Origin of the sequence: Kribbella sp. NBC_00662 (assembly GCF_041430295.1) — a bacterium.
Classification (GTDB): Bacteria; Actinomycetota; Actinomycetes; order Propionibacteriales; family Kribbellaceae; genus Kribbella.
Genome location: NZ_CP109029.1, coordinates 7,481,281 through 7,502,286 on the forward strand (window position 1 = coordinate 7,481,281; position 21,006 = coordinate 7,502,286).

Sequence of the window (21,006 nt, forward strand, 5' to 3'; positions counted from 1 at the left end):
GTCGCCGGCGACGTGGCCTTCGAGCATCACGAGCCGATCGACCAGGTCGGGGCGCACCACGGCGGTGAGGAATGCCGTGTGCGCACCCATCGACTGGCCGACCAGCAGCACCCGGAAGCGGTCGGTGAGCGCGTCCGCGGTCGACAGGAGTTCGCGTGAGTTGCCGGCGAGTCCGTGCAGCAGGATCACCGCCGGTCCGTCGCCGCCGCGGTCGGTGACAGCGATAGTCGCCTCGCCACGCTGGATCAGCACCTCAAGCCACCAGCTTCACCGCGAGTACGACGATCAGCACGGTCGACGCCAGCGCGGTCATCAGCTTCCCGAGGTGACCGGTCAGCAGGCGGCCGAGCAACGCGCCGCCGCCGGCCAGCAACAGCTGCCAACTCGCCGACGCGACGAACGCCGCGATCACGAACACGATCCGCTCGCTGAACCCGGCGACACCGGACCCGCCCAGCACGAGAGCGGCGAAGTAGATCACCGTCCACGGGTTGAGCAACGTCATCCCGAGCATCCCGAAGTACGCCGTCCGTACGCCGACCGGCGTCTCCTGCTCGATCACCGCGAACCGCTGCGCGCGATACCGCCGTACCGCTTTGACCGCACCCATCACCGCGAGCCCGATCAGCACGACGACCGACGCCCACCGCAACGGCCCGACAACCGGCACCAGCAACGGCGCCAACGCCGTACCGGCAACTGCTGCGACCGCGGCGTACACGCCATCCGCCGATGCGACCCCGAGCGCCGCAAACGCCCCGATCCGCAACGAACTCCGCGCCGTCAACGCCACCAGATAGGTCCCGACAGGCCCGACCGGCATTGCAACCCCATAGCCAGCCAGCAGCCCCGCGACCACCACCCCGATCACAACTGACCGAGTGTCGACCCCAATCCCGACCCACCCTGCTGCTGAACCCGCGCCACCACGGCCGCAGGTTCATCGAGCAACAGGAGATAGGTCGTAGTCATGCCCACATCATGAAGACCCGCGCGCCCGCCCTCAACAGAATTACGTCTGGATGGGTGCGCCCGCGGTCGCGGCGATCTGCGCGGCGAGCTCGTCGGTGATCGGATACGGCCGCTCACGCGGCAGTTCTGCCTCGGCCGCCTCCGGGGACTCAACGGCGAGGTCACGTATTCGTTGCATCTCTGCGGTCACGTCTTCCAAGCTCGTGATCCACTCGCCGACATATCGCCGTACTGCATCGCCGGACAAGCCGACCTGGATCGACCGGACCTCGGGACACCGCGATCGTCTCGTCGTCGTACAGCGCCTGGATCTGCCGAAAGACCGTGGCGCCGATCGTCGCATGCCTGCGCTCAGTGGGTGAACTGTTACTGAGAGTCTATAGGGATCGGCGACTGTGAGGCCGGATGGTTACAGGTTGTGGATAACGGGAAGTGGGAGTGGCGTGCAGGGGGCCGTGGAGTCGCTACGATCTGCGGAAACAAGGTGTGAGGAACGTTCGAATGATGGTCCGCCCGCTGGCGGGTCTGCCACCACAAGTGTGAGGGTGTGGCTCATGAACATCGGTACCCGGAAGATCGTCGTCGACGAGGCGATCGCGCAGCTGCGGCTGTACGCCGAGACCAACGGCGCCGTGCTGCAGTACTACGACGGGCTGCCGGGGCTGACCACCGTCGGTGGCTCCGACCCGAACCGGGTCACGTTGGAGGATCTCGGCCGGACGATGGTGATCGGCAGCGATCTGCGCGCGCTCGACATCCCGTGGCTGCTGGAGGTCGAGGCGGAGAAGGAGTTCGCCGCGATCCCGGTCGACGCGCGGCTCGAGGACGCGGCGCGAGGCAGTGACCTGTTCGAGGCGGCGATGGCGCTGGACGACAAGTTCACCGGCCACCGCGGGTTCGGGCACGCGAAGAAGTCCAAGTTGCTGCACCTCAAGCGGCCGTACCTCTACCCCGTGACCGACAGCTTCATCCGGATGACGTACGGGACCGCCTCGGCCGGATCCGAGTTCCTGTCGGCCGTTCGCGACGACCTGGTCAACCCGGCCAACGTCCGCGATTTCAAGCTGCTGCAGGTGCGCCTGATCGCGGAGCCGCCGACCAGCGCGGCCCGTCTGCTCGGCGAGGTGCCGACGCTGCGGCTGCTCGACATCCTCGCCTCGCTGCTGGGTGAAGCGAAGTAGTTAGAAGACTCCGAGGCGCGCCAGCGGCTCGACCAGTTCGCGCTCCTCGTAGGACAGGTGCGACAGGAGCGTGTCGTCGAGCAGGTCGACGGCGGCACGCAGTCCGTCGATGCTGCCTGATCCGTCAACCAGTGCGACGAGAGCCTTGTCGACACCTTCGAGTACGTCGTGGATGACCATGTGCTCCTCCTGCAGGCGGTCCACGACCGGCACGAGCTCCGGGTCGGCCCGACGCAGGTGCGGGAAGAGTGAGGCGTCCTCGATCGAGTGGTGCGTGGTGACGAGACGGCAGTAGGACTCGCAGTACGTGCCGAGGGTCCAGTTGTTCTGTCGCATGGTCATCGTGTTGATCGCCGAACGCGCCGCGCCGACCCCGAGTGTGCCTGCGGCGACCTGTTCGACCAGGTCGCGCACCTGCTCGAGCTCGGCCCGCAGATGGTCGTGTACGTCGATCAGGTGCTGCCCGGACTGCAGCTGGTACGGCGTGTAGGTGCGCGCCGGATCCAGCGCCGGCCCAGTCGGCCGAGCCGACTCATCCAACAACTGCACGCCGCTCCGCTTCACCGCCGGAGGCGGTGTCGGGACGACGCTGAAACCACCCGCCCTGACAGCAGCCCCGGAGACACCCGCACCACCCGTGGTGGCGGTGGTGGTGGCGGTGGTGGACCTGTCGGTGCTGGTCGCGTCAGCGGCGTTGGCCGGGCCGGCGGTCTCGGAGGGCAGCTGACGTGCGGCCTCCACCGCCTCGCGGACACCTTCCGCCACCTCGGCGAAGCGGCGGATGTCGTCGGGGTTGTCGGAGGCGAGGATGTAGGTGCTCATACCCTCCTCCAGCGTCAGCTCGGTCAGCTGGTCGATCCAAAGCTCCTCCGGGCCCTGCAGGAACCCGCCGTTCCCGTTGAACCGGCCGGAGATGTTGTACAACCGCCGCACCTCCGACGGATCGCGCCCGGCCTCGAGCGCCGCCTCGTCGATCAGCTTGTTCATAGCGGCCAGCTGGTCCGGCCCGGCGTACGCGCTGCTCGGCAGCCACCCGTCCGCGAGCCGACCGGTGACCGCGAGCATCCGCGGCTTGTACGCGCCCAGCCAGATCGACACGTCGTGCGCCGGCTCCGGACCACGCTTCGCGCCCGCGACCGTGTAGTGCTTCCCGGCCAGGCGGATGCCTCCCCCGGCAGGAGTCCAGACCTCGCAGATGATCGCGATGGCCTCCTCCAGCGCGGTGATGCTCTGCCCGGTCGTCAGCCGCGGCCCGCCGTTCGCCGCGACCGCGTCCAGGAACCCACCCGCGCCAAGACCGAGCTCCACCCGCCCACCAGTGATCAGGTCGAGCGTCGCCACACTCCGGGCGAGGACGACCGGGTGGCGCAGCGGGAGGTTGGCGACGTTCGTGGTCACCTTCACCCGCTGGGTCTGGGCGGCGACGACCGACAGCAGCGTCCAGGCGTCCATCAGGCGCGGCTGGTACGGATGGTCCTGGAAGCTGACCAGATCGAGACCGACCTGCTCGGTCAGCTGCGCCAGCGCGATCACGCGGTCCGGGGTGTCGACCGCGGGGGTCAGGAACGTGCCGAAGACCAGCTCGTGGCCGTAGTCCATGGTTCACCTTCACCTGTCGAAGTTGGCTCGGAAGCAAAACTACTTCGGCAGACAAATAATCTCAACCACAGAACATCTACTGGCGGACGAGCAGCTCGAAGGCCTGGGCCGGACTCAGCGCGGCGCCGCGCGCGTACGCCGCCTCGTACGCCGCCGCGCCCAGGACGGCAGCCGCCGCGACCGCCCGATCGCGGTCCTCGGTCTCGGTCGCGGCCATCAGGTAGTTCTCCGACGCCCGGGTGGCGGCCGCAGAGCCCAGCAACACAGCCGCCAGGGTCTTGTCCGGGTGGCAGGCCGCAATGCCCTCCAGCGCCCAGCACATCCCGCGCAGCGAGTCGAAGTCCACCGACACCTGAAACGCTTCCGTATGCAGCGCCAGCGCTTCCTCCGGACGCCCCTGGAGCTCCCTGACGAATCCGAGCTCCTCCAACACGATCGACAGATAGAGCACGGACTCCTTCTGCAGCCGCGCGGCATCGATCAACGCCTGCAACCGCTCCGATGCCTCGTCGAGAGCACCGGTACGACGTGCCGCGAAGCCGAGCACGAGCTCTGCCAGGGCCTGCGTCGAGCGCTGTCCTTGCTCAGTAGCCAGCCGCAGCGCACGCTCGCCGTACGTCCGCGCCGACTCGTAGCGTGCCTGCCGGATCGACGTCCAGCCGAGCATTCCCAACGCACTGGCGACCTCTGGCCAGAGCCCTAGCTCCTCCGCAGCCTGCACACCTTCGAGGTGAAGCCGCTGCGCCTCGTCGAACTCACCAACGAGTTCGGCATGCGCACCGAACCAGCCCGTTGCCTGCAACACACCCCACCGGTCCCCCAGCGCACGGAAGATCGTGATGCTCTCGCACGCGCTGTCATAGAGAGCCGGCAGATCCGCCCGCACATGCGCGTGCTTGGCCCGCGCGGCGAGCACAGCCGCCACACCCCACTGGTCCTCGTCGGCCTCGAACCGCTTCAGCGCCCGGTCCAGCATCGCCTCGCATGTCGGCAGGTCTCCGGCGTCACTGGCAGCGTTGGCGATCCACCAGAGCCCCATCGCGTCCGCACCATCCACCCAGCGATCCCGCTCCGCCGGAGCGTCAGGGTGACCCAGCAGGTACATGTACCCGGCCCGCCACGCCCCGGCCCGCGCAGAGCCCGGCACAGCCTCCAGCGACCGCATGGCCTCGAGATGACGCCCACGCAGGAACCAGTACCAAGCCAGCGCGTCCACCAGCCGCTCAGCCAACTCAAGCTGCCCAGTAGCGACAGCACGATCCAGGGCGGTCCGGAAGTTCGCGGAGTCATCGTCCAGCAGCTGCAGCCAACGACTCTGCTCACCACCGAACAGTCCAGGCCGCGCCGCCTCGGCAAGCGACACGTAGTACGACAGATGCCGCTGGTGAGAGGACTCGAGCTCACCGGCCGCGCGCAGCTTGTCGACGCAGTACGCCGCCACAGACTCGAGCAACCGGAAGCGAGTCCCCTCCACCGGTACGACGAGCGACCGGTCGACCAAGCGCACCAGGACATCCAGTACGTCGTCCTCGCCGCACACAGCCGCCGCTGCCTCCGCAGTACAGCCATCTGCGTGTACTGCGAGGCGCCGCAGCACGGACTGCTCGTCCGGCGCCAGCAGCTCCCAACTCCAGTCGATCATCGCGTGCAGCGTCTGCTGTCGCGGCGCAGCGCCCCGATGACCCGTTGCCAGCAACCGGAACCGGTCATCCAGCCGCGCAACGAGTCCACGGACCCCCAGCGCCCGCACCCGCGTCGCGGCGAGCTCCAACGCCAGCGGGATGCCATCCAGCCGCCGGCACAACACTGCAACATCAGCGACGGTCTCGTCGGTCAGCGCAAAGCCGCGTGCTGCTGCAGCTGCGCGAGTCGCGAACAGTTGCACCGCGCTGCACTCGCTGGCCTCACCAGGAGCAAGCGAAGGCAGTGGCACCTCCAGCGGCGGAACGCTCCACACGACCTCACCGGCCAGCCCGAGCGGCTCACGGCTCGTTGCCAGCACGCGCAGCCCCGGAGCAGCGGCCAACAACCGGTCCGTCAACGCAGCAACGTCATCGATGATCTGCTCGCAGTTGTCCAGGACCAGCAGCCGTGAGCCCATCACTGCGGCCAGTCTGTCGACTGCGGACGAGCCACCGGTGTCGCGGAGGTCCAGTGCGGCCTGCACGGCGTCAGTGAGCGAGTTGGCAACCGACAAGGCATCAGGTGTGATCGCAGCCAACTCCACCAGCACAACGCCGTCAGCGAACCGCTCTGCCGTCGCAGCCGCTGCGGCGAGAGCCAGCCGCGTTTTACCCACTCCCCCGGGTCCTGTGAGGGTGATCAGCCGCGAGCTCGCCAGACAGGCATCAACCTCGGTCAGAGCGTCTTCGCGACCGATCAGGTCGCTCAGCGCGGCTGGGAGGTTGTTGCGAGCATGGGGAAGGTCCTGGGCGAGGATCGACTGCTGCAGGGCCACCAGCTCGGGACTGGGATCCAGACCGAGCTCATCGAGCAGCAGGTCGCGCAGCTGTGCATAGCTGTCCAGCGCCTCGCTCTGACGACCAGCACGATAGAGAGCCTTCATGTGCGCGGCTCGCAAGCCTTCACGGAGCGGATGCTCCTTGACGAGGGCCGCGAGATCGACGACCGGCAAGTCTGCCTTTTCGAGCACAGTCAGCCGAAGATCCGTGAGCCGAGCCACGGCCGTCTCGACAAAGGCGTTGTCCGCGAAGTCGGCGTACGCCGGACCGCGCCACAACGCCAGAGCCTCGTCGAGCGAGCCCGCGGCCACCAGCTCGCTGAATCGCAGTGCGTCGTAGTTGGCTCCGGAGACGGACAACGAGTAGCCGGCCGGGCCGGACCGCACCAGCGAGCGGCTGCCTGGCTCCGCGTCCTCGAAGGCCCTACGGAGCTGGGAAACCTTGGCGGACAGCGTCCCGGCCGGGTTTCCGGGCACGTTCGAGCCCCACAGGTCGTCGATGAGCCGGTCCGCAGGCACCGGACGGCCCTCGTGGACAAGCAGGTCAGCCAGCAGTGCACGCACCTTCAAGCCCTGGATGACCACGGGCTCCCCCGCGTCTGTCCAGGCCGTCACCGGTCCGAGCACCCCGAAACGCATGAAGGCACCCTATTCCGGCCCGGACAGGAAGAACCGGAAAGAAACCGTAAACGCCTTCCGGCAGAGTCTTCACCAGTGGGAAGGCAGAGGGAGGCCAGCGGGGAGGAGGACGGGAAATGCGACTGGCAGTGATCATCGGCAGCACCCGGCGTGGCCGGTTCGGACCGACCGTGGCGCACTGGCTGGCGCAGCAGGCCGCCAAGCAGTTCGAGATCGACCTCGTCGACCTCACGGCCGCGGACCTCCCGACCACCCTGCCGGACACCGATGACGAGACGCCGGCACAGGTCGCCGTACTGGCTCCGAGGCTGGCTGCGGCGGATGCGTTCGCCGTCGTCACTCCGGAGATCAACTCCAGCTTCCCGGCGTCACTGAAGACCGCTTTGGACTGGTACTACGCGGAATGGCACGCCAAGCCCGTCGCGATCATCAGCTACGGCCGGGAGAGCGGCGGCTGTTATGCCACTGCCCAGCTGCGGCAGGTCTTCACCGAGCTCCAGGCCGTCGCGATTCGCAACACCGTCGCACTGCCCTGCTACTGGGAGCAGTTCACCGCCGACGGCGGCTGGCCCAAGCCTTCCGCCGGCTACGAGGCACAAACCAAACTCATGCTCGACCAGCTCGTCTGGTGGGCCGAAGCACTCCGGGACGCCCGCACCAAGCGTCCGTACAAACACTGAAAGGGACAGACCCATGAGGAAGCTGATCGAAACCACGTTCATCACGCTGAACGGCGTCATCGAGGAGCCGCAGCGCTGGAGCCCGCCGTACTGGGACGACGAGCACGCGGCGTACTCGCAAGGCCTGATGGAGGGCGTCGACGCCCAGGTGCTCGGCCGCGTCACGTACGAGGGCTTCGCGGACGCCTGGATGCAGCGTGGCGGCGACCCGTTCACGGACCACTTCAACGCGATGCCGAAGTACGTCGCCACCCGCACGCTGACCGAGTGGAAGTGGAACGCGCAGCCGCTCGAGGGCGATGCGGCCGAGGCCGTCCGCAAGCTCAAGGAGGAGGACGGCGGCGACCTGATCAAGTACGGCACCGGGTCGTTCTCGAAGACGCTGCTGGAGAACAAGCTCGTCGACGAGTACCACTTCTGGATCTTCCCGGTGGTGGCCGACGGCGCGAACATGTTCCGCGGCGACAACGTCGACCTCACCCACCTCGAGCTGCTCGGTACGACGACGTTCAAGTCCGGCATCGTCGTCCACAAGCTCGGCCCCAAGGCCTGACCCGGCGTTCCCTCCGGCCCGCACACCTCGCAACGGGTGTGCGGGCCGGACGCTTGTTTTGCGATTGGCGTGGGTACCGGACGGGCCACGGGGGAACGTGAGGCGGCGCTGGGGACCGTCTGCCCGGGGGTCTTCGCGATCGCTGCGTCATGGGCGATCGCAGGCCCGTTCAGCCAATCGCACTGGAGTTCTGATGGGTACCGTCCTGACCATCGTGATCATCGTCGTCGTGGTACTCGCGGCGGTGGCGCTGTTGTTCATGTATCAGCGCAGACGTTCGGGTGAACTGCAACAGCGGTTCGGCCCGGAGTACGAGCGCACGCTCGAGGAGTCGGGTGACCGGCGCGGCGCGGAGCGTGAACTGCGCAACCGGGAACGGCGCGTGTCGAAGCTCGACATCTCGCCGTTGAGTCCGGGATCCGCGGCCGCCTACGAGGCGGAGTGGGCCGAGGTACGGCAGAGCTTCGTCGACCGCCCTGCCGGCGCGGTCGCGGACGCCGATCGGCTTGTCCTGCGGATGATGCGCGAGTCCGGCTACCCGGTCGACGAGTTCGACCAACGGGTCAGCGACATCTCGGTCGAGCACCCGGAGGTCGCGGCGCACTACCGCGACGCGCACCGCGTCGCCGTCGCCGATTCCCGTGGTGAGGCCGGTACAGAGGACCTTCGCCAGGCAGTCACTGCCTACGGCCAGCTGGTCGACGCATTGCTGCACGACAGCACTGATCGCCACACCCGCCCGACGACTGCTGAGGAGCAAGCATGACCACGCCAGACGACCGCCGCTACGACACCGACCTCGACTCCGCCGCCAACAACCCGGCCCTCGACGACCGCCGGCTTGACGACAACGGCCTGACCGACAACCGCATGGCAGACGACCGCCTGGCCAACGACCGCGACCTCGCTGACGACCGCCTGGCCGACGACCGCCTGGCCGACGACCGCCTGGCCGACGACCGCCTGGCGGACGACCGTGCGGCGGACGACCGAGTGGCGGATCGTGCGGACAACAGTATGACGGCCGTGCCGTCGGCCGACGAGCCGTTGGTGGCCGAGGAATCGGTCGTGGACTACCGGGCGCGTTGGGAGGTCATCCAGCAAGGATTCGTGGACGACCCGCGCAAGGCCGTCACCGAGGCCGACACGCTGGTCGACGACGTGCTGAAGAACCTGTCGGACAGCTTCGAGCGCCAGCACCAGGGTCTCGAGCAACAGTGGTCCGGCGGCGAGCCGTCGACCGAGGACCTGCGCTCGGCACTCCAGCGCTACCGCGCCTTCTTCCAGCGTCTCCTCACCCTCTGACGCTGACAACCACTTGGGGTGCGGCCAACCTCCGGCCGCACCCCAAGTTGGTTGCCTAAGGCACGATGTTCTGGTTGAGGTGGAACACGTTGGCCGGATCGTACTTGCGCTTGACCTCGACCAGCCGGTCGTAGTTCTGCCGGTAGTTCTCCCGGATCCGGCCCTGGTCGTCCTCGGCCATGAAGTTGATGTACCCGCCGGCCTCGGAGTGCGGTGCGACGTCGTCGTAGTACGACCGCACCCATTCGATCCCGGCCTCGTTCTGCGCCGGGTCCGGCCACATGCCGGCGATCACCGTGGCGAAGTTCGCGTCGCGGTAGGCGAACGCGGTCCCGTCCGGTGTGACCCGGTGGCAGGCGCCGTTGATCGGGTAGATGTGCACGGTCGAGTTGACCGCCGGAAGCCCGGGCGCGTGCCGCAGGTGCGCCTGGATCGCCTCGTCGGTCAGCTCGGTGACGAAGTTCGCCTTCCAGTAGTGCTGCAGGCCGGGCGGCACCAGCGCGTCGAACGCGCTGTTCAGTGCCGGGTACGGCATCGGTCCGACGTGCTCGGCCATCACCGGCGCGAACTCGCGGAACTTCGAGATCTGCGACTCGCCCTCGTCGAGGTCACCGGCCCAGCAGCCGACGATCGCGGCGAACGGCTCGCCGTGCCGGTTCTCCGGAATGAACGGCAACGGCGGCGCGATCTGGAACGCCGGGAACCCGCCCAGCTGCTCGGGCGCGTCCTTGATCAGCTCCCGGAACCCGGTGAGGACGGCGGCCGCGTCGGACAGCTCGAAGAACATCGGGCCGCCGTAGATCGTCGACACCGGCGCCAACCGGAACTCCAGCGCGGTCACGACACCGAAGTTGCCGCCACCGCCCCGCAGCGCCCAGAACAGATCGTCGTTCTCCTTCTCGCTCGCGATCAGGAACTTCCCGTCCGCGGTCACCACGTCGGCCGAGATCAGGTTGTCGCAGGACAGCCCGAGCCCGCGGGCCAGGTACCCGATCCCGCCGCCGAGCGTCAGTCCGCCGACGCCGGTGGTCGAGATGATGCCGCCGGTCGTCGCCAGCCCGAAGGCGTGCGTCGCCGCGTTGAAGTCGCCCCACGTCGCGCCGCCGCCGGCCCGCGCGGTCCGGTTCACCGGATCGACCCGCACGTTGCGCATCCCGCTGAGATCGATGACCAGACCGTCGTCGACCGTGCCGAACCCCGGCACGCTGTGCCCGCCGCCGCGCACCGAGAGCTCGAGCTCCTGAGTACGGGCGTAGTCGATGGCCGTCATCACGTCGCCGGCGTTCTCACACCGGACGATCACCTGCGGCCGCTTGTCGTGCATCCAGTTGTTGACGCGGCGCGCCGCGTCGTACCCCTCGTCGCCTACGGTGAACACCTGTCCCCTGGTGCGCTCCCGCAGGCCTTCTATCGCATTCATGTCCGCTCCCCGAACTGTCGCCTGTCGCAGATCGGCGCGCGTGCACCACACACGCACACCGCGCAGACCGGTCGTCGCCGTCGAGCGCCGCGCGAATACCTCTCCCCAGAGAGCGACAGAACCCCCGACGGGCACCCCGGCCCTCCCCCAGACCCCGCCCGTTCACCCACGACCTTCCCAAGCCGGGCCGCTTTCGTCAATCCCGTGTCAAAGCCGGGCAGCCTGCTCCGACCAGGAGGTAACCCATTACCCGGAGGACATCATGCGGAAGATCATGTACTACGTGCACCAGTCGCTCGACGGCTTCATCGAGGGGCCGAACGGCGAGTTCGACTGGGCCCAGCTCGGTCCGGAGCTCGGCGACTACTCGATGAGCCTGACCGAACGCGCCGACCTGTTCCTCTACGGCCGGACGGTCTGGAACATGATGTCGTCGTACTGGCCGAACGCCGAGTCGATGAACCCGGACGAGCACGCGATCCAGTTCGCACCGGTCTGGCGCAGTACGCCGAAGGTCGTGCTCTCGACGACGCTGGAGAGCGCCGAGTGGGACACCCGGATCGTTCGCGCACCGGAAGAGATCAGGGCGATCAAGGAGGAGCCGGGCAAGGACATCCTGCTCACCGGCAGCGCGAGCGTGGCGGCCGCGCTGACGGAGCTAGGGCTGCTCGACGAGTACCACGTGATCGTGCACCCGGTGGTCCTCGGCGGCGGCAAGCCCGTCCACCAGCCGACCGATCGCCGCACTCTGCGCCTGGCGGACACGCGCTCCTTCGACGACCGGACCGTGCTGCTCCGTCACGATGTCGGCTGAGGCAAAGTGCTGAGCAGGCGTCCTTCGGCCTGCTCGAGATGGTGCGCCATGTGGTCGGCGGCAGCGGTCGAATCGCCCGCCGCGATGGCTTCGAGTACGGCGGCGTGCTCGGAGGCGACCGTCGACGGATCGACCTTCCGGTGGGCCTTGTACTGGCCCATCGTGAGCTGCACCTCGCCGATGATCAGCTCGTGCATGCGGGTCAGCCGACGGCTGCCGACGGCCGCCACGAGCGCCGTGTGGAACGCGATGTCCGCCTCCACCTGGTTCTCGAACAGGCGGTCGCGGGCGGCGTACTCGATCGCGACCTGGGCCCGCGCCGCGTCGGCCGGCACCTCAGCGGTCGCCGCGAGCGCCGACACCGCCGCCTTCTCGATCGTGAGCCGGCTGAAGAACAGGTCCCGGATCTCGGCCTCGTCGAGCACCGGGACGACCGCGGTCTTGTGCGCCGTACGCCGCAGCAGCCCGAGCGCGGTCAGTCGCTCGAGCGCTGCCTTGGCGGTCGGCCGGGCCACGTTGTACTCCGTGGCCAGCCGGATCTCGGTGAGCTTCTCCCCTTGCGGGATCTCGCCGTTCACGATCCGCTTGCGGATCGACTCGTAGAGTGCGTCGGTCAGCGAAGACGGCCCGAGCTCCAGATGAACCATCAGACCACTTTAGTAACCCGCAACCTTGTCCACGACGTTGTGCAACGGCTCGCCGGTGACAAACCTGCGGATGTTTTCGGCGACGATCTCTCGCGAGCGGCGCAGATTGCCGTCACTGGTCGCGCCGTTGTGCGGCGTGACGATGACGTTCGGGAGCGACCAGAACGGGCTCTCCGGCGGCAGCGGCTCGACGCCGTGCGCATCCAGACCCGCACCGGCGATCTGCCCCGACTGCAAGGCCTCCAGCAACGCATCGTCGTCCGCGATCCCGCCGCGCGAGATGCAGATGAAGTACGCGGACGACTTCATCCGCGCGAACGCGTTCCGGTCGAAGACCCCGGCCGTCGTCGGTGTCCGCGGTACCGTCACGACCACGAAGTCGGATTCCGCCAGCAGCTGATCGAGATCGCACAGCTCGTCGACGTACGGCGACGGCTGGTCCGGCCGACGCCGTACGCCGAGCGTCCGCATGTGGAATGCCTTCGCTTTCTGTGCAAGGTCGATACCCGAGTTGCCGAGGCCGTAGATGCCGACCGTCCGCCCGGCGAGTTCAGCGTGCCGGTAGTGGTCCCACTTGTGCTCGGCCTGCGCGCGCATCCATCGCGGTACGTCGCGGCTCAGCATGAGCATCAGCAGCATCGAATGCTCGGCCAGCGGGATCCCGCCGTTCCCGGCGCTCGAGGTCAGGACGACCGGCGACGACCGCATCTCCGGCGTGAGATCGGAGTCCACACCGGCCGACGGGCTGTGCACCCAACGCAGCTTCGGCGCCTTCGCCAGCACGTCCGGCGACACGTGCCCGACGATCGCCTCCACCTCGCCGAGGACGTCCGCCGCATCGTCGAGCGAGTCGACGAACCGCACCCGGGCGCCGCCGGCCGCTTCGACGTACGCCGGTGATTCTTTGCCAACGACAACAATCATCAGCCCGCCTCCTCAGATCTTGTCCCGGCGCAATGTCCGATAGAGCGCCGAGTGGTCCAGTTCGCCGTCGCCGTCCGCGATCGCCGCGCTCATCAACTGCTGCGTGGCCGCGGTGTTCGGCAGCGCGAGATCGAGCTCCGCCGCGGCCTGGATCGCGAGCCCGAGATCCTTACGGTGCAGGCGGATCCGGAAGCCGGGCTCGAAGGTCTCCGCGATCATCCGCTCCCCGTGCACCTCGAGGATCCGCGAACTCGCGAACCCGCCCATCAGCGCCTGCCGTACGACGGCCGGATCCGCGCCCGCCCGCTCCGCGAACAGTAACCCTTCGGCGACCGCTTCGATGGTCAAGCCGACGATGATCTGGTTGGCGACCTTCGCGGTCTGCCCCGCACCGGGGCCGCCGATCAGCGTGATGTTCTTCCCGAGTACGTCGAAGATCGGCCGGGCCCGCTCGAACACCTCGGGCCGCCCGCCGACCATGATCGTCAGCGTCCCTTCCCGCGCGCCGACCTCGCCGCCCGACACCGGCGCGTCGAGGTACTCGCACCCGAGCTTCTCGATCAGCTGGGCGAACCCGATCGTCGCGGTCGGCGAGATCGAACTCATGTCGATCACCAGCGAACCCGCCTGCAGCCCCTCGGCGACACCGGCCGGCGCGAACAGGACCGACTCGACGTCGGGGGTGTCCGGCACCATCAGGATCACTACCTCGGATCGCTCGGCCACCTCCTTCGCCGAACCGCACACGTGCGCGTCGACCTCGGTCCGGCCGCGGTACACCGAGAGCTCGTGGCCCGCGGCAATCAAATTGTCGACCATCGGACGGCCCATCACGCCCAGGCCGATGAACCCGATCTTCATACCTCACTCCAATCGACGTGCACGATTTCGAGCAGTCCCGCGGCCGGAATCACGACCTCGACCCGCCCGTCGACCACGTTCGGCTCGACGTCTGTCCCGGCCACCAGCAGCCGTACCTTCACCCGATCCGTGGGTACGGCGATCGACACGGACTGCGGCGGTAGCGGCAAGGTCTCCCGGATCGGTCCGCGCATCGCCATCGGATTCGTCAGGTTGACCAGGGCAACGGCCGCCCCGGAGTCACCTTTGTGGACAGCGACATCCACCAAGCCCTGGCCTTCGACGGTCACGTCCGCGGTCTTCCCGAGCGCCCACGAGACCGCGTTCGCGATCAGCCTGCCGTGGTCCGACTGCAGCGCCTCCCAGAAGATCGCGCCGATGTCGAACGGGAAGTACACCGTCCGACCGCCGGCAGCGTTCTCCGTGCAGACGACCGCGGGCTTGTCCGGAGGCTCGCGCTGATAGACCTCCTCCATCGGCAGATCCGGAAAGTCCGGGATGAATCTGAACGGCGCCGCCGCATCCGAGGCCACGCCGATGATGTGGGCGCCGCCAATGATCCGCGTCGCACCGTCGAACCCGGCGTTCAACGGATGCGGGTCCATCAACGCGATGTAGTTGTTCTGCACGCGCCGACTCGGCTCCGCCAGCCGGACCCTCAGCACGTCCGCCAGCCCGAAGTCGGTCCGCTTGGTCCCGTTCTCGTCGTACAGCGAGCTCTGGTACGCCGCGACGAGCGATCCGCCGCAGTCGACGTACGAGCGCAGCATCGCGCACTGCGCGTCGCTCAACCGCTCGGCGTTCGCGAGTACGACGACCTTGAACGCACGTAGGCGTTCCAGCGTCATGACCTTGTCGGAGACGAACTCGAACGGGATCCGCGCCTCGACCAGCGCCTGGTAGAAGCCGTCCTCGTGATCGTTGTTGCCGGCGTCGAGCAGCGCGACCTCGGCGGTGATGTGCAGGTCACGCAGGACCGGTTCGACTGTCGCGTGCAGGTTGAAGGCCTCGACAACCGGCTGCACCCAGCGCGGGTCCTGGATGGTCGCATTGAACTTCGTGAACCACGGCAGCGCACCCTGGACGAATCCGTCGACGATCCAGGTCTTCGTCTCCTCGACGGGCGCGACCGAGTCCTTCCAGCGGTACTTGTGCTCAGGCCCGACCGACGTGATCAGCTGCACCGGCCGATCCGGGTACACCCCACGATTCCGCTTGCCGGCGCGGCCGGCCACCCACGGCGCCTCGATCCCGTGCCGTCCTTGTTTGTCGACGATGAACAGCGGCGAGACCGGCTCGGCCAGATCACGCGCCAGGTCGCGCGCCGCGAGCGCGCCGAGGTTCGGCACGAAGCGCGCGTGCGGCCGGAGCTCCCGGACCGCCTGGTCCCAGATCCCGACGAGTTCACCCAGTCGCCGATGCCGCCAACCGACGTACTCCGGCCAGCCGTCGCCATGCTCTCCGAGCGGCAATTCGAGACCGCACTCGTCGCGGAACGACTTCCGGGCGGCCTCGCTGTAGGAGATGCCGGAGTACCCCTCCCACCGGTTCGCGAAGACCGCGTCCACGTCGTACTCGCGGACGATCTCGCGGATCACCTCGGTGATGAACTCCCGGTGGTACGGCGTGAACGCGCACGTCAGCCAGACACCCGGGTAGGCCCAGTGCTCGATCGGGTTGCCGCCCCGGTCCCGGGCCAGCCATTCGGGGTGCGCGTCGGCCGCGTCGGCGTGGACCGCGTGTGGGTCGACCCGCGCCATCACGCTCATGCCGAGACTGCGCGCGCCTTCGACGAGCGTGCCGAACGGATCGGTGCCGGCGAGGTACTTGCTGCGGTAGTGGTGCTCGAGCTGCGTCGGGTAGTAGGCGATGTACCCACCGGCGCTGATGCAGGTCGCATTGGACCTGCTGTCGCGCATCAGGCGCAGCCAGAAGTCCGCGTCGAAGTGCGCGGGATCGTCCTCGGCCAGAGTGATCTGGGCCCAGCGCGTCGCGGTCCGAGCCCAGTCATCCATAGGACAGAATTGTCAGACAAGAATGCACGACTGGCAAGAGCGGCTCTCAATCTCACGCTCTCACGCGTCTGGCATGGCTCGACCAGCAGCCTCGGTCAGCGCATCCGCAACCGCTGCTACCGCGGGCGTTCTGGTGCGACGGGTGAGCAGGAAGACCGTCCGTCCTACAGCTCCTTCAGCGGGCAGTCGTACGGCGACGCCGGGCGCACCCTGGCCGATCACCAGATCCGGGAGCAGTGCCCCGGCCCCCGTCGTACGGACGAGTTCGAGCAGGATCAGGAAGTCGTCGGAGCTGTAGCGGAGATCGGGTTCGAACCCGCCGAGCTCGCGGCACACACGGACGTGCATCTCGCGGTGCCCGGTGCCTGGCTGGCAGGCCGCCCACGGCAGATCGGCAAGGTCAGCGATCGGGACCCGATCGGTCGCGGCCGACGGATGGTCTTCCGGGAGTACGACGCGGATGTGTTCGCGGAGCAGGTGTTCGCGCAGGAGATCCGTGTGTACGGCGCGCGGTTGGCCGTCGTACTCGTCGCCGACCATCACGTCCAACTGCTGCAGGCGAAGCGCGGGCGCGGCCTGCTCGACCTCGAGCTCGGCTGCTTCGACGCGGATGTCGGGATGTGCGGCGGCGAGGCTGCGGATGGCCGGCGCGACGACGCGGATGAAGGCCGACTGGAACGCCCCGATCCGGACCACCCCGGCGACTCGACCCGCGGCCACCGCAGCCAGCTCCGCTTCGGCGGCCTCGACGCCGTCGAGCAGCGTGGTCGCGTGCCGGACCAGGACCTGTCCGGCAGCCGTGAGCCTGACGTTGCGGCCGACCCGCTCGAGCAACGGCGTACCGGCCTCGCGCTCGAGGACGGCCAACTGTTGAGAGATCGCGCTGGGTGAGTACCCGAGCGCTCGGGCCGCGCCGTGAACGGTGCCGCGACCGTGGACCTCGCGGAGCAGCCGTAGCCGATGCAGATCCATCATTCGTTCAGCTTAGCTTCACAATGCTGTCCGTGAAGCCGCGATAGACGTGAACGGTCTACTGGTCCGACCATCGATGTCGTGGGACGCCTCTTCTGCCTTCTTTCCGCCGCCGCCTTCGGAGTCATGGCCGTGTTCGGCAAGCTCGCGTACGACGCGGGCGTGTCGGTCGACGCACTGTTGCTTGTCCGTTTCGGCCTCGCCGGCGGACTGCTCCTGTTCGTTGCACTCGCGCGCGGTTCACTGCGCAACCTGCCGCCGCGCGCTGTGCTGACCGGATTGGGCATGGGGGTGTTCGGCTACGCGGCGCAGTCCGCGCTGTACTTCTCCGCGCTCGCCCGGATGGACGCCTCGCTGGTCGCGTTGATCCTGTACCTGTACCCGATCCTGGTGATGGTCGCGGCGATCGCGCTGCGGCGGGAGCGGGCGTCGCGCCGGCGGGTGTCGGCGTTGGCGATCGCGTTGATCGGGATCGGTTTGGTGCTGAGCGGCGCGCTCAGTGGTCGCTTCGACGGGGTGGGCGTGCTGCTGGCATTGGGGGCGCCAGTCGTTTACACCGGGTACATCCTCGTGGGCGATTCGCTGACCGCCGACGTACCACCGCTGGCGTTGACCGCGCTGGTGTGCACCGGGGCCTTCGGCACCTTTCTCGTCCTGGGGTTCTTCCGGGGCATCGATCTCGGCTTCGCGCCGGTCGGCTGGCTGTGGCTGGCGGCGGTGGCGCTGATCAGTACGGTCGCCGCGATCCTGCTGTTCTTCGCCGGAATGGCGCGGGTCGGACCGTCGATCGCGTCGATCCTGTCGATCTTCGAGCCGGTCGTCACGGTGACCGCGGCGGCTTTGGTGTTCGGCGAGAAGCTCAGCGCGACGCAGTGGGTCGGCGGCGCGCTGGTGCTGTCCGCCGTACTGATCGTGCAGTGGCAGACACAGCCGAGCAGGCAATCGTTGCCGGAACTTTCGCGGACTTCTCCAGAGGCGACGGCAGACTTGACGGTATGAGCCGGATGGCGTGGGCGGGAGTCGTCGCGATCGTGACGACGGCCGCGATCGCCTGCACGACCGACGACGCGGTACCCCCTGCGCCGCCTTCGACCGCGACCTCCCCGACGCCCACCACGTCATCCGTCTCAACTCCCCCGCCGTCACCCACGCCTCGGCCAAACCCCGTTTCTTTGCAGGCATTGATGTCGAAGAAGTACAACGGCGGGGCCTTGAAGCTGCAACGGGTCCTCGCCCGCAACTCGGCCTACACCCGCTACCACGTCACCTACCGCAGCGGTTCATTGACGATCTCCGGCATCATGAACGTCCCCTCGACCCCCGGACGGCATCCGGCACTGGTCCTCAACCACGGCTACATAGATCCCGCCGTCTACACGAACGGCCGCGGGCTCATGCGCGAGCAGGACTACCTCGCACGCCGTGGATACGTCGTACTCCACACCGACTACCGCAACCACGCGGAGTCCTCGAAGGACCCGAACGCCGAGCTCACCCTCCGCCTCGGCTACACCGAGGACGCCATCAACGCGGTCCTCGCGCTGAAGACCTCGCAGTACGTCGATCCCGCCCGCGTCGGCATGCTCGGCCGATCGATGGGCGGCGGTGTCACCTACAACACGCTCGTCGCCCAACCGGGACTGGTGAAAGCCGCGGTCGTGTTCGCGCCGGTCAGCTCGGACGCCGCCGACAACTTCGACCGCTGGACGCGGTCGGATCGCCCGCTCGCCACCCAACTCCTGCGCCGGTACGGCGAACCGGCGCGCAACCCGGCGTTCTGGCGGAACCTGTCCGCGGTGAACTTCGTCGACCGGGTGACCGAACCGGTGCTGATCCATCACGGCGAGTCCGACTCGACCTGCCCGATCGGCTGGTCACGCGAGAGTCTGGCCGCGCTGAAGGCGGCCGGGAAGAACGCGACGCTCTACACCTATCCCGGTGAGGAGCACGCGTTCGGCCCGGCCTGGCCGACCTCGATGGCGAGGACGGTCGCGTTCCTCAAACAGCACGGGGTTTGATCGCGCTGACGGCGTACATCGTCAGCGACATGTGGAAGGCGCCGCGATCGGCCGCCTCGCCGAGGGTTCGCGCGAATGCTTCGGCTTCTTCGGCCGTGATCACGCCGGCTTGCAGCGAGGCCAGGTGCATCATGCCGACGAAGCCTTGCCGGGCGCCTTCCTGCGGCTCGAGCCACGTCGCGGCCGTCTCGCCGGTGATCTCGAGTCCCGCGTCGGCGAGCAGGCCGCGCAGTTGCCGGCCGGAGTACGGGTTCGCGGTCTGGTGGTGGAAGTAGTCGACCATCCGCCTCAGTACGTCGGGATCAGCCGGATGGATGATCGCCGTACCCCAGTCGGTGTCGATGAGCGCGATCCGGCCGACGGGACGCAGTACGCGCGCCATCTCCTTCACGACCGCGACAGGATCGTCGACGTGCTGCAGGACGCGCTCGGAGCGCAGTACGTCGACCGACTCATCGTCGAAGGGCAGCGCCTCGGCGTGACCGTCGACGTACTCGACGCCGGCGCCGGCGGCCCGTCGTACGGCCTCGGCTCGCAGACCCGGGCTCGGCTCGACACCGATCGCTCTGGCGCCTGACTCGTGGAGTGCGACGACGTCCTCGCCGGTGCCCGAGCCGACGTCGACCGCGGTCTCGCCGGCCTTTGGCGCGAGCTGGTCGAGTGCCCACGACTTCAGCGTGCGTACGGCGGGGCGGGCCGCCATCTGGTCCAGGATGAACGCTTGCCGCTCGATGTTCTGCTCGGCGACGTGAGCGGCCTTGAAACTGCCGCGCTCGGTGACGAAACCTGTCCCGCCCGGCACTTCGGTATCGGTCATGCTGATCTCCCCCTGTCAATACCCGATCAGTACGCCCGAGCGTAGTGCCGGGCAGGTCTCATGGAAGCGGTTGCCACTCGTTGTCGTGCATCCGGATGATCGCCCACCCCACCGCGGCGAATCCGGCGGCTTCGAGGCCCCAGCCGATCAGGTCGAGCGTGTGACTGCTGACGATGACCGCGGCCACGAAGTGGATCGGCTGCGAGATCATCACCGCGACCGCGGCCCAGCGCGGACCGACGTGGGAGCGCCACATCGCGATGCCGAGCAGGATCGTGCCGAGGACGTGCCCGATCACGAACACGAAGCCGGCCAGGTTCATCGAGCCGTGCGTGACGTCGGCGGCCTTCGCGATCGACGCCGGGTCGAGTCCGGCCGTACCCGCCGACCAGGTGAACACGTCACTCGACGCCGTCCACGGCAGGGACAGGTATCCCGCGACCATCAGGACGACCGCGACCGCGGTCAGCCACGGCGTACTGCGACGCGTCAGCCGGCCGACGAAGTACACACCGGGCACCAGCGTCAGGAACGCGATGTAGCCGAGCCACAGCACGAACGAACTGCGATCGAGGTTGCCGACGATCTTGTTCACGATGGTCGGAACGTCGTCGGTCGTGTTGTAGGGCAGGAAGTAGCGGAGCAGAGCCACGGCGGCCGGACCGATCGGCAGGATCAGTGCAGCTGACCATCGCCACAGCGGGCGGATGTCTGAGTGCGTCGTGGGCGTGATTGTCTGCGTCATCGCGCACCTACCAGCTCACGCCGCGGCAGCAGCACCGCAACCACACCGACGATCGTTGCCCCGACCCCGACACCGGCCGCGACGACCGCGGCAGCGGGTACGTCGGAGGCGAAGAACGCCGGCACCGCCAGCAGAGCGGACGCGATCCGCAGGGTGATCAGCGGAGCGAGTGCCCACCGCTTGCCGCGCCACGCGAGCCCGACCAGCACCAGGCTGAGCAGCCCGATCACGGCTGAACCGATCGCGATACTCATCGGCGGGTGCTCCCCGTCGGTCATCAGCGGCGTGGCCAGATCCGCCACGCCCAGCAGTCCGAGCAGAACCAACCCGAACTTGTTCATCTCATTACCCCCTCATCAGGTGTTTCCGACCGCCCAACCGTC

22 protein-coding genes are annotated in these 21,006 nt (G+C 68.1%); 9 read left to right on the forward strand and 13 right to left on the reverse strand.

Annotated elements, in window-relative coordinates:
• Positions 1–12: 12 nt before the first annotated feature.
• The gene (locus tag OHA10_RS36840) at positions 13–159 is read left to right on the forward strand and encodes a hypothetical protein (protein WP_371403420.1); all 147 of its coding nucleotides are present in this window, start codon (positions 13–15) and stop codon (positions 157–159) included.
• Between the two features lie 94 nt (positions 160–253).
• Here OHA10_RS36840 and OHA10_RS36845 read toward each other — a convergent pair whose 3' ends face one another.
• Both OHA10_RS36845 and OHA10_RS36850 read right to left on the reverse strand, forming a co-directional pair.
• A complete protein-coding gene (locus OHA10_RS36845; protein WP_371403421.1) occupies positions 254–823 on the reverse strand; it encodes a LysE family transporter in 570 nt (189 codons plus the stop codon).
• Between the two features lie 189 nt (positions 824–1,012).
• On the reverse strand, positions 1,013–1,315 hold the full coding sequence (locus OHA10_RS36850; RefSeq protein WP_371403422.1) for a DUF4291 family protein: 303 nt from the start codon (positions 1,313–1,315) through the stop codon (positions 1,013–1,015).
• Between the two features lie 211 nt (positions 1,316–1,526).
• On the opposite strand from OHA10_RS36850, the gene OHA10_RS36855 reads away from it, so the two are divergent.
• The gene (locus OHA10_RS36855; RefSeq protein WP_371403423.1) at positions 1,527–2,153 is read left to right on the forward strand and encodes a DUF6308 family protein; all 627 of its coding nucleotides are present in this window, start codon (positions 1,527–1,529) and stop codon (positions 2,151–2,153) included.
• Here OHA10_RS36855 and OHA10_RS36860 read toward each other — a convergent pair whose 3' ends face one another.
• Positions 2,154–3,752: an LLM class flavin-dependent oxidoreductase gene (locus tag OHA10_RS36860; RefSeq protein WP_371403424.1), complete on the reverse strand. Its 1,599-nt coding sequence runs from the start codon at positions 3,750–3,752 to the stop codon at positions 2,154–2,156.
• A 76-nt stretch (positions 3,753–3,828) separates the two neighbouring features.
• Positions 3,829–6,852: a BTAD domain-containing putative transcriptional regulator gene (locus tag OHA10_RS36865; protein ID WP_371403425.1), complete on the reverse strand. Its 3,024-nt coding sequence runs from the start codon at positions 6,850–6,852 to the stop codon at positions 3,829–3,831.
• Between the two features lie 116 nt (positions 6,853–6,968).
• On the opposite strand from OHA10_RS36865, the gene OHA10_RS36870 reads away from it, so the two are divergent.
• From OHA10_RS36870 to OHA10_RS36885, 4 genes are all read left to right on the forward strand, one after another.
• Positions 6,969–7,532 (forward strand): NADPH-dependent FMN reductase, encoded by a 564-nt coding sequence (locus tag OHA10_RS36870; protein WP_371403426.1) that lies wholly within the window; start codon positions 6,969–6,971, stop codon positions 7,530–7,532.
• Between the two features lie 13 nt (positions 7,533–7,545).
• Positions 7,546–8,085, forward strand: coding sequence for a dihydrofolate reductase family protein (locus OHA10_RS36875; RefSeq protein ID WP_371403427.1), 540 nt, complete (start codon positions 7,546–7,548; stop codon positions 8,083–8,085).
• 193 nt (positions 8,086–8,278) lie between these two features.
• Positions 8,279–8,851 carry a hypothetical protein gene (locus tag OHA10_RS36880; RefSeq protein WP_371403428.1) on the forward strand — a complete coding sequence of 191 codons (573 nt, stop codon included), beginning with the start codon at positions 8,279–8,281 and terminating at the stop codon, positions 8,849–8,851.
• Positions 8,848–9,390, forward strand: coding sequence for a hypothetical protein (locus OHA10_RS36885; protein ID WP_371403429.1), 543 nt, complete (start codon positions 8,848–8,850; stop codon positions 9,388–9,390). Before OHA10_RS36880 ends, OHA10_RS36885 begins: the two co-directional genes overlap by 4 nt.
• 55 nt (positions 9,391–9,445) lie before the next feature.
• On the opposite strand, the gene OHA10_RS36890 is transcribed toward OHA10_RS36885, so the two are convergent.
• Positions 9,446–10,810 (reverse strand): FAD-binding oxidoreductase, encoded by a 1,365-nt coding sequence (locus OHA10_RS36890; protein WP_371403430.1) that lies wholly within the window; start codon positions 10,808–10,810, stop codon positions 9,446–9,448.
• A 262-nt stretch (positions 10,811–11,072) separates the two neighbouring features.
• Between OHA10_RS36890 and OHA10_RS36895 the strand changes: the two genes are divergently transcribed.
• Positions 11,073–11,624 (forward strand): dihydrofolate reductase family protein, encoded by a 552-nt coding sequence (locus OHA10_RS36895; RefSeq protein WP_371403431.1) that lies wholly within the window; start codon positions 11,073–11,075, stop codon positions 11,622–11,624.
• Here OHA10_RS36895 and OHA10_RS36900 read toward each other — a convergent pair.
• The 5 genes from OHA10_RS36900 to OHA10_RS36920 are packed head-to-tail and all read right to left on the reverse strand — an operon-like array spanning position 11,609 to position 17,046.
• Positions 11,609–12,271, reverse strand: a complete 663-nt coding sequence (locus tag OHA10_RS36900; protein ID WP_371403432.1) for a GntR family transcriptional regulator — start codon at positions 12,269–12,271, stop codon at positions 11,609–11,611. The genes OHA10_RS36895 and OHA10_RS36900 overlap by 16 nt on opposite strands.
• Positions 12,272–12,280: 9 nt before the next feature.
• Positions 12,281–13,195 (reverse strand): D-2-hydroxyacid dehydrogenase, encoded by a 915-nt coding sequence (locus OHA10_RS36905; RefSeq protein WP_371403433.1) that lies wholly within the window; start codon positions 13,193–13,195, stop codon positions 12,281–12,283.
• Between the two features lie 12 nt (positions 13,196–13,207).
• Positions 13,208–14,056, reverse strand: a complete 849-nt coding sequence (locus OHA10_RS36910; RefSeq protein WP_371403434.1) for a 2-hydroxy-3-oxopropionate reductase — start codon at positions 14,054–14,056, stop codon at positions 13,208–13,210.
• The gene (locus OHA10_RS36915; RefSeq protein WP_371403435.1) at positions 14,053–16,071 is read right to left on the reverse strand and encodes an alpha-amylase family protein; all 2,019 of its coding nucleotides are present in this window, start codon (positions 16,069–16,071) and stop codon (positions 14,053–14,055) included. Before OHA10_RS36915 ends, OHA10_RS36910 begins: the two co-directional genes overlap by 4 nt.
• A gap of 60 nt (positions 16,072–16,131) precedes the next feature.
• A complete protein-coding gene (locus OHA10_RS36920; protein ID WP_371403436.1) occupies positions 16,132–17,046 on the reverse strand; it encodes a LysR family transcriptional regulator in 915 nt (304 codons plus the stop codon).
• Between the two features lie 78 nt (positions 17,047–17,124).
• Here OHA10_RS36920 and OHA10_RS36925 point away from each other — a divergent pair, with 78 nt between their 5' ends.
• Together OHA10_RS36925 and OHA10_RS36930 are read left to right on the forward strand one after the other, a co-directional pair.
• Positions 17,125–18,042 (forward strand): DMT family transporter, encoded by a 918-nt coding sequence (locus OHA10_RS36925; protein WP_371403437.1) that lies wholly within the window; start codon positions 17,125–17,127, stop codon positions 18,040–18,042.
• Positions 18,043–18,227: 185 nt separating this feature from the next.
• Positions 18,228–19,061 carry an alpha/beta hydrolase family protein gene (locus tag OHA10_RS36930; RefSeq protein ID WP_371403438.1) on the forward strand — a complete coding sequence of 278 codons (834 nt, stop codon included), beginning with the start codon at positions 18,228–18,230 and terminating at the stop codon, positions 19,059–19,061.
• On the opposite strand, the gene OHA10_RS36935 is transcribed toward OHA10_RS36930, so the two are convergent.
• Genes OHA10_RS36935 through OHA10_RS36945 form a run of 3 tightly spaced genes read right to left on the reverse strand, consistent with a single transcriptional unit; the run spans position 19,042 to position 20,964 of the window.
• The gene (locus tag OHA10_RS36935; RefSeq protein WP_371403439.1) at positions 19,042–19,878 is read right to left on the reverse strand and encodes a methyltransferase domain-containing protein; all 837 of its coding nucleotides are present in this window, start codon (positions 19,876–19,878) and stop codon (positions 19,042–19,044) included. The genes OHA10_RS36930 and OHA10_RS36935 overlap by 20 nt on opposite strands.
• 58 nt (positions 19,879–19,936) lie before the next feature.
• Positions 19,937–20,623, reverse strand: a complete 687-nt coding sequence (locus tag OHA10_RS36940) for a hypothetical protein (RefSeq protein WP_371403440.1) — start codon at positions 20,621–20,623, stop codon at positions 19,937–19,939.
• Entirely contained in the window at positions 20,620–20,964 is a 345-nt protein-coding gene (locus OHA10_RS36945) for a hypothetical protein (RefSeq protein WP_371403441.1), read from the reverse strand. The genes OHA10_RS36940 and OHA10_RS36945 overlap by 4 nt, the downstream gene beginning before the upstream one ends.
• Positions 20,965–21,006: the final 42 nt, after the last annotated feature.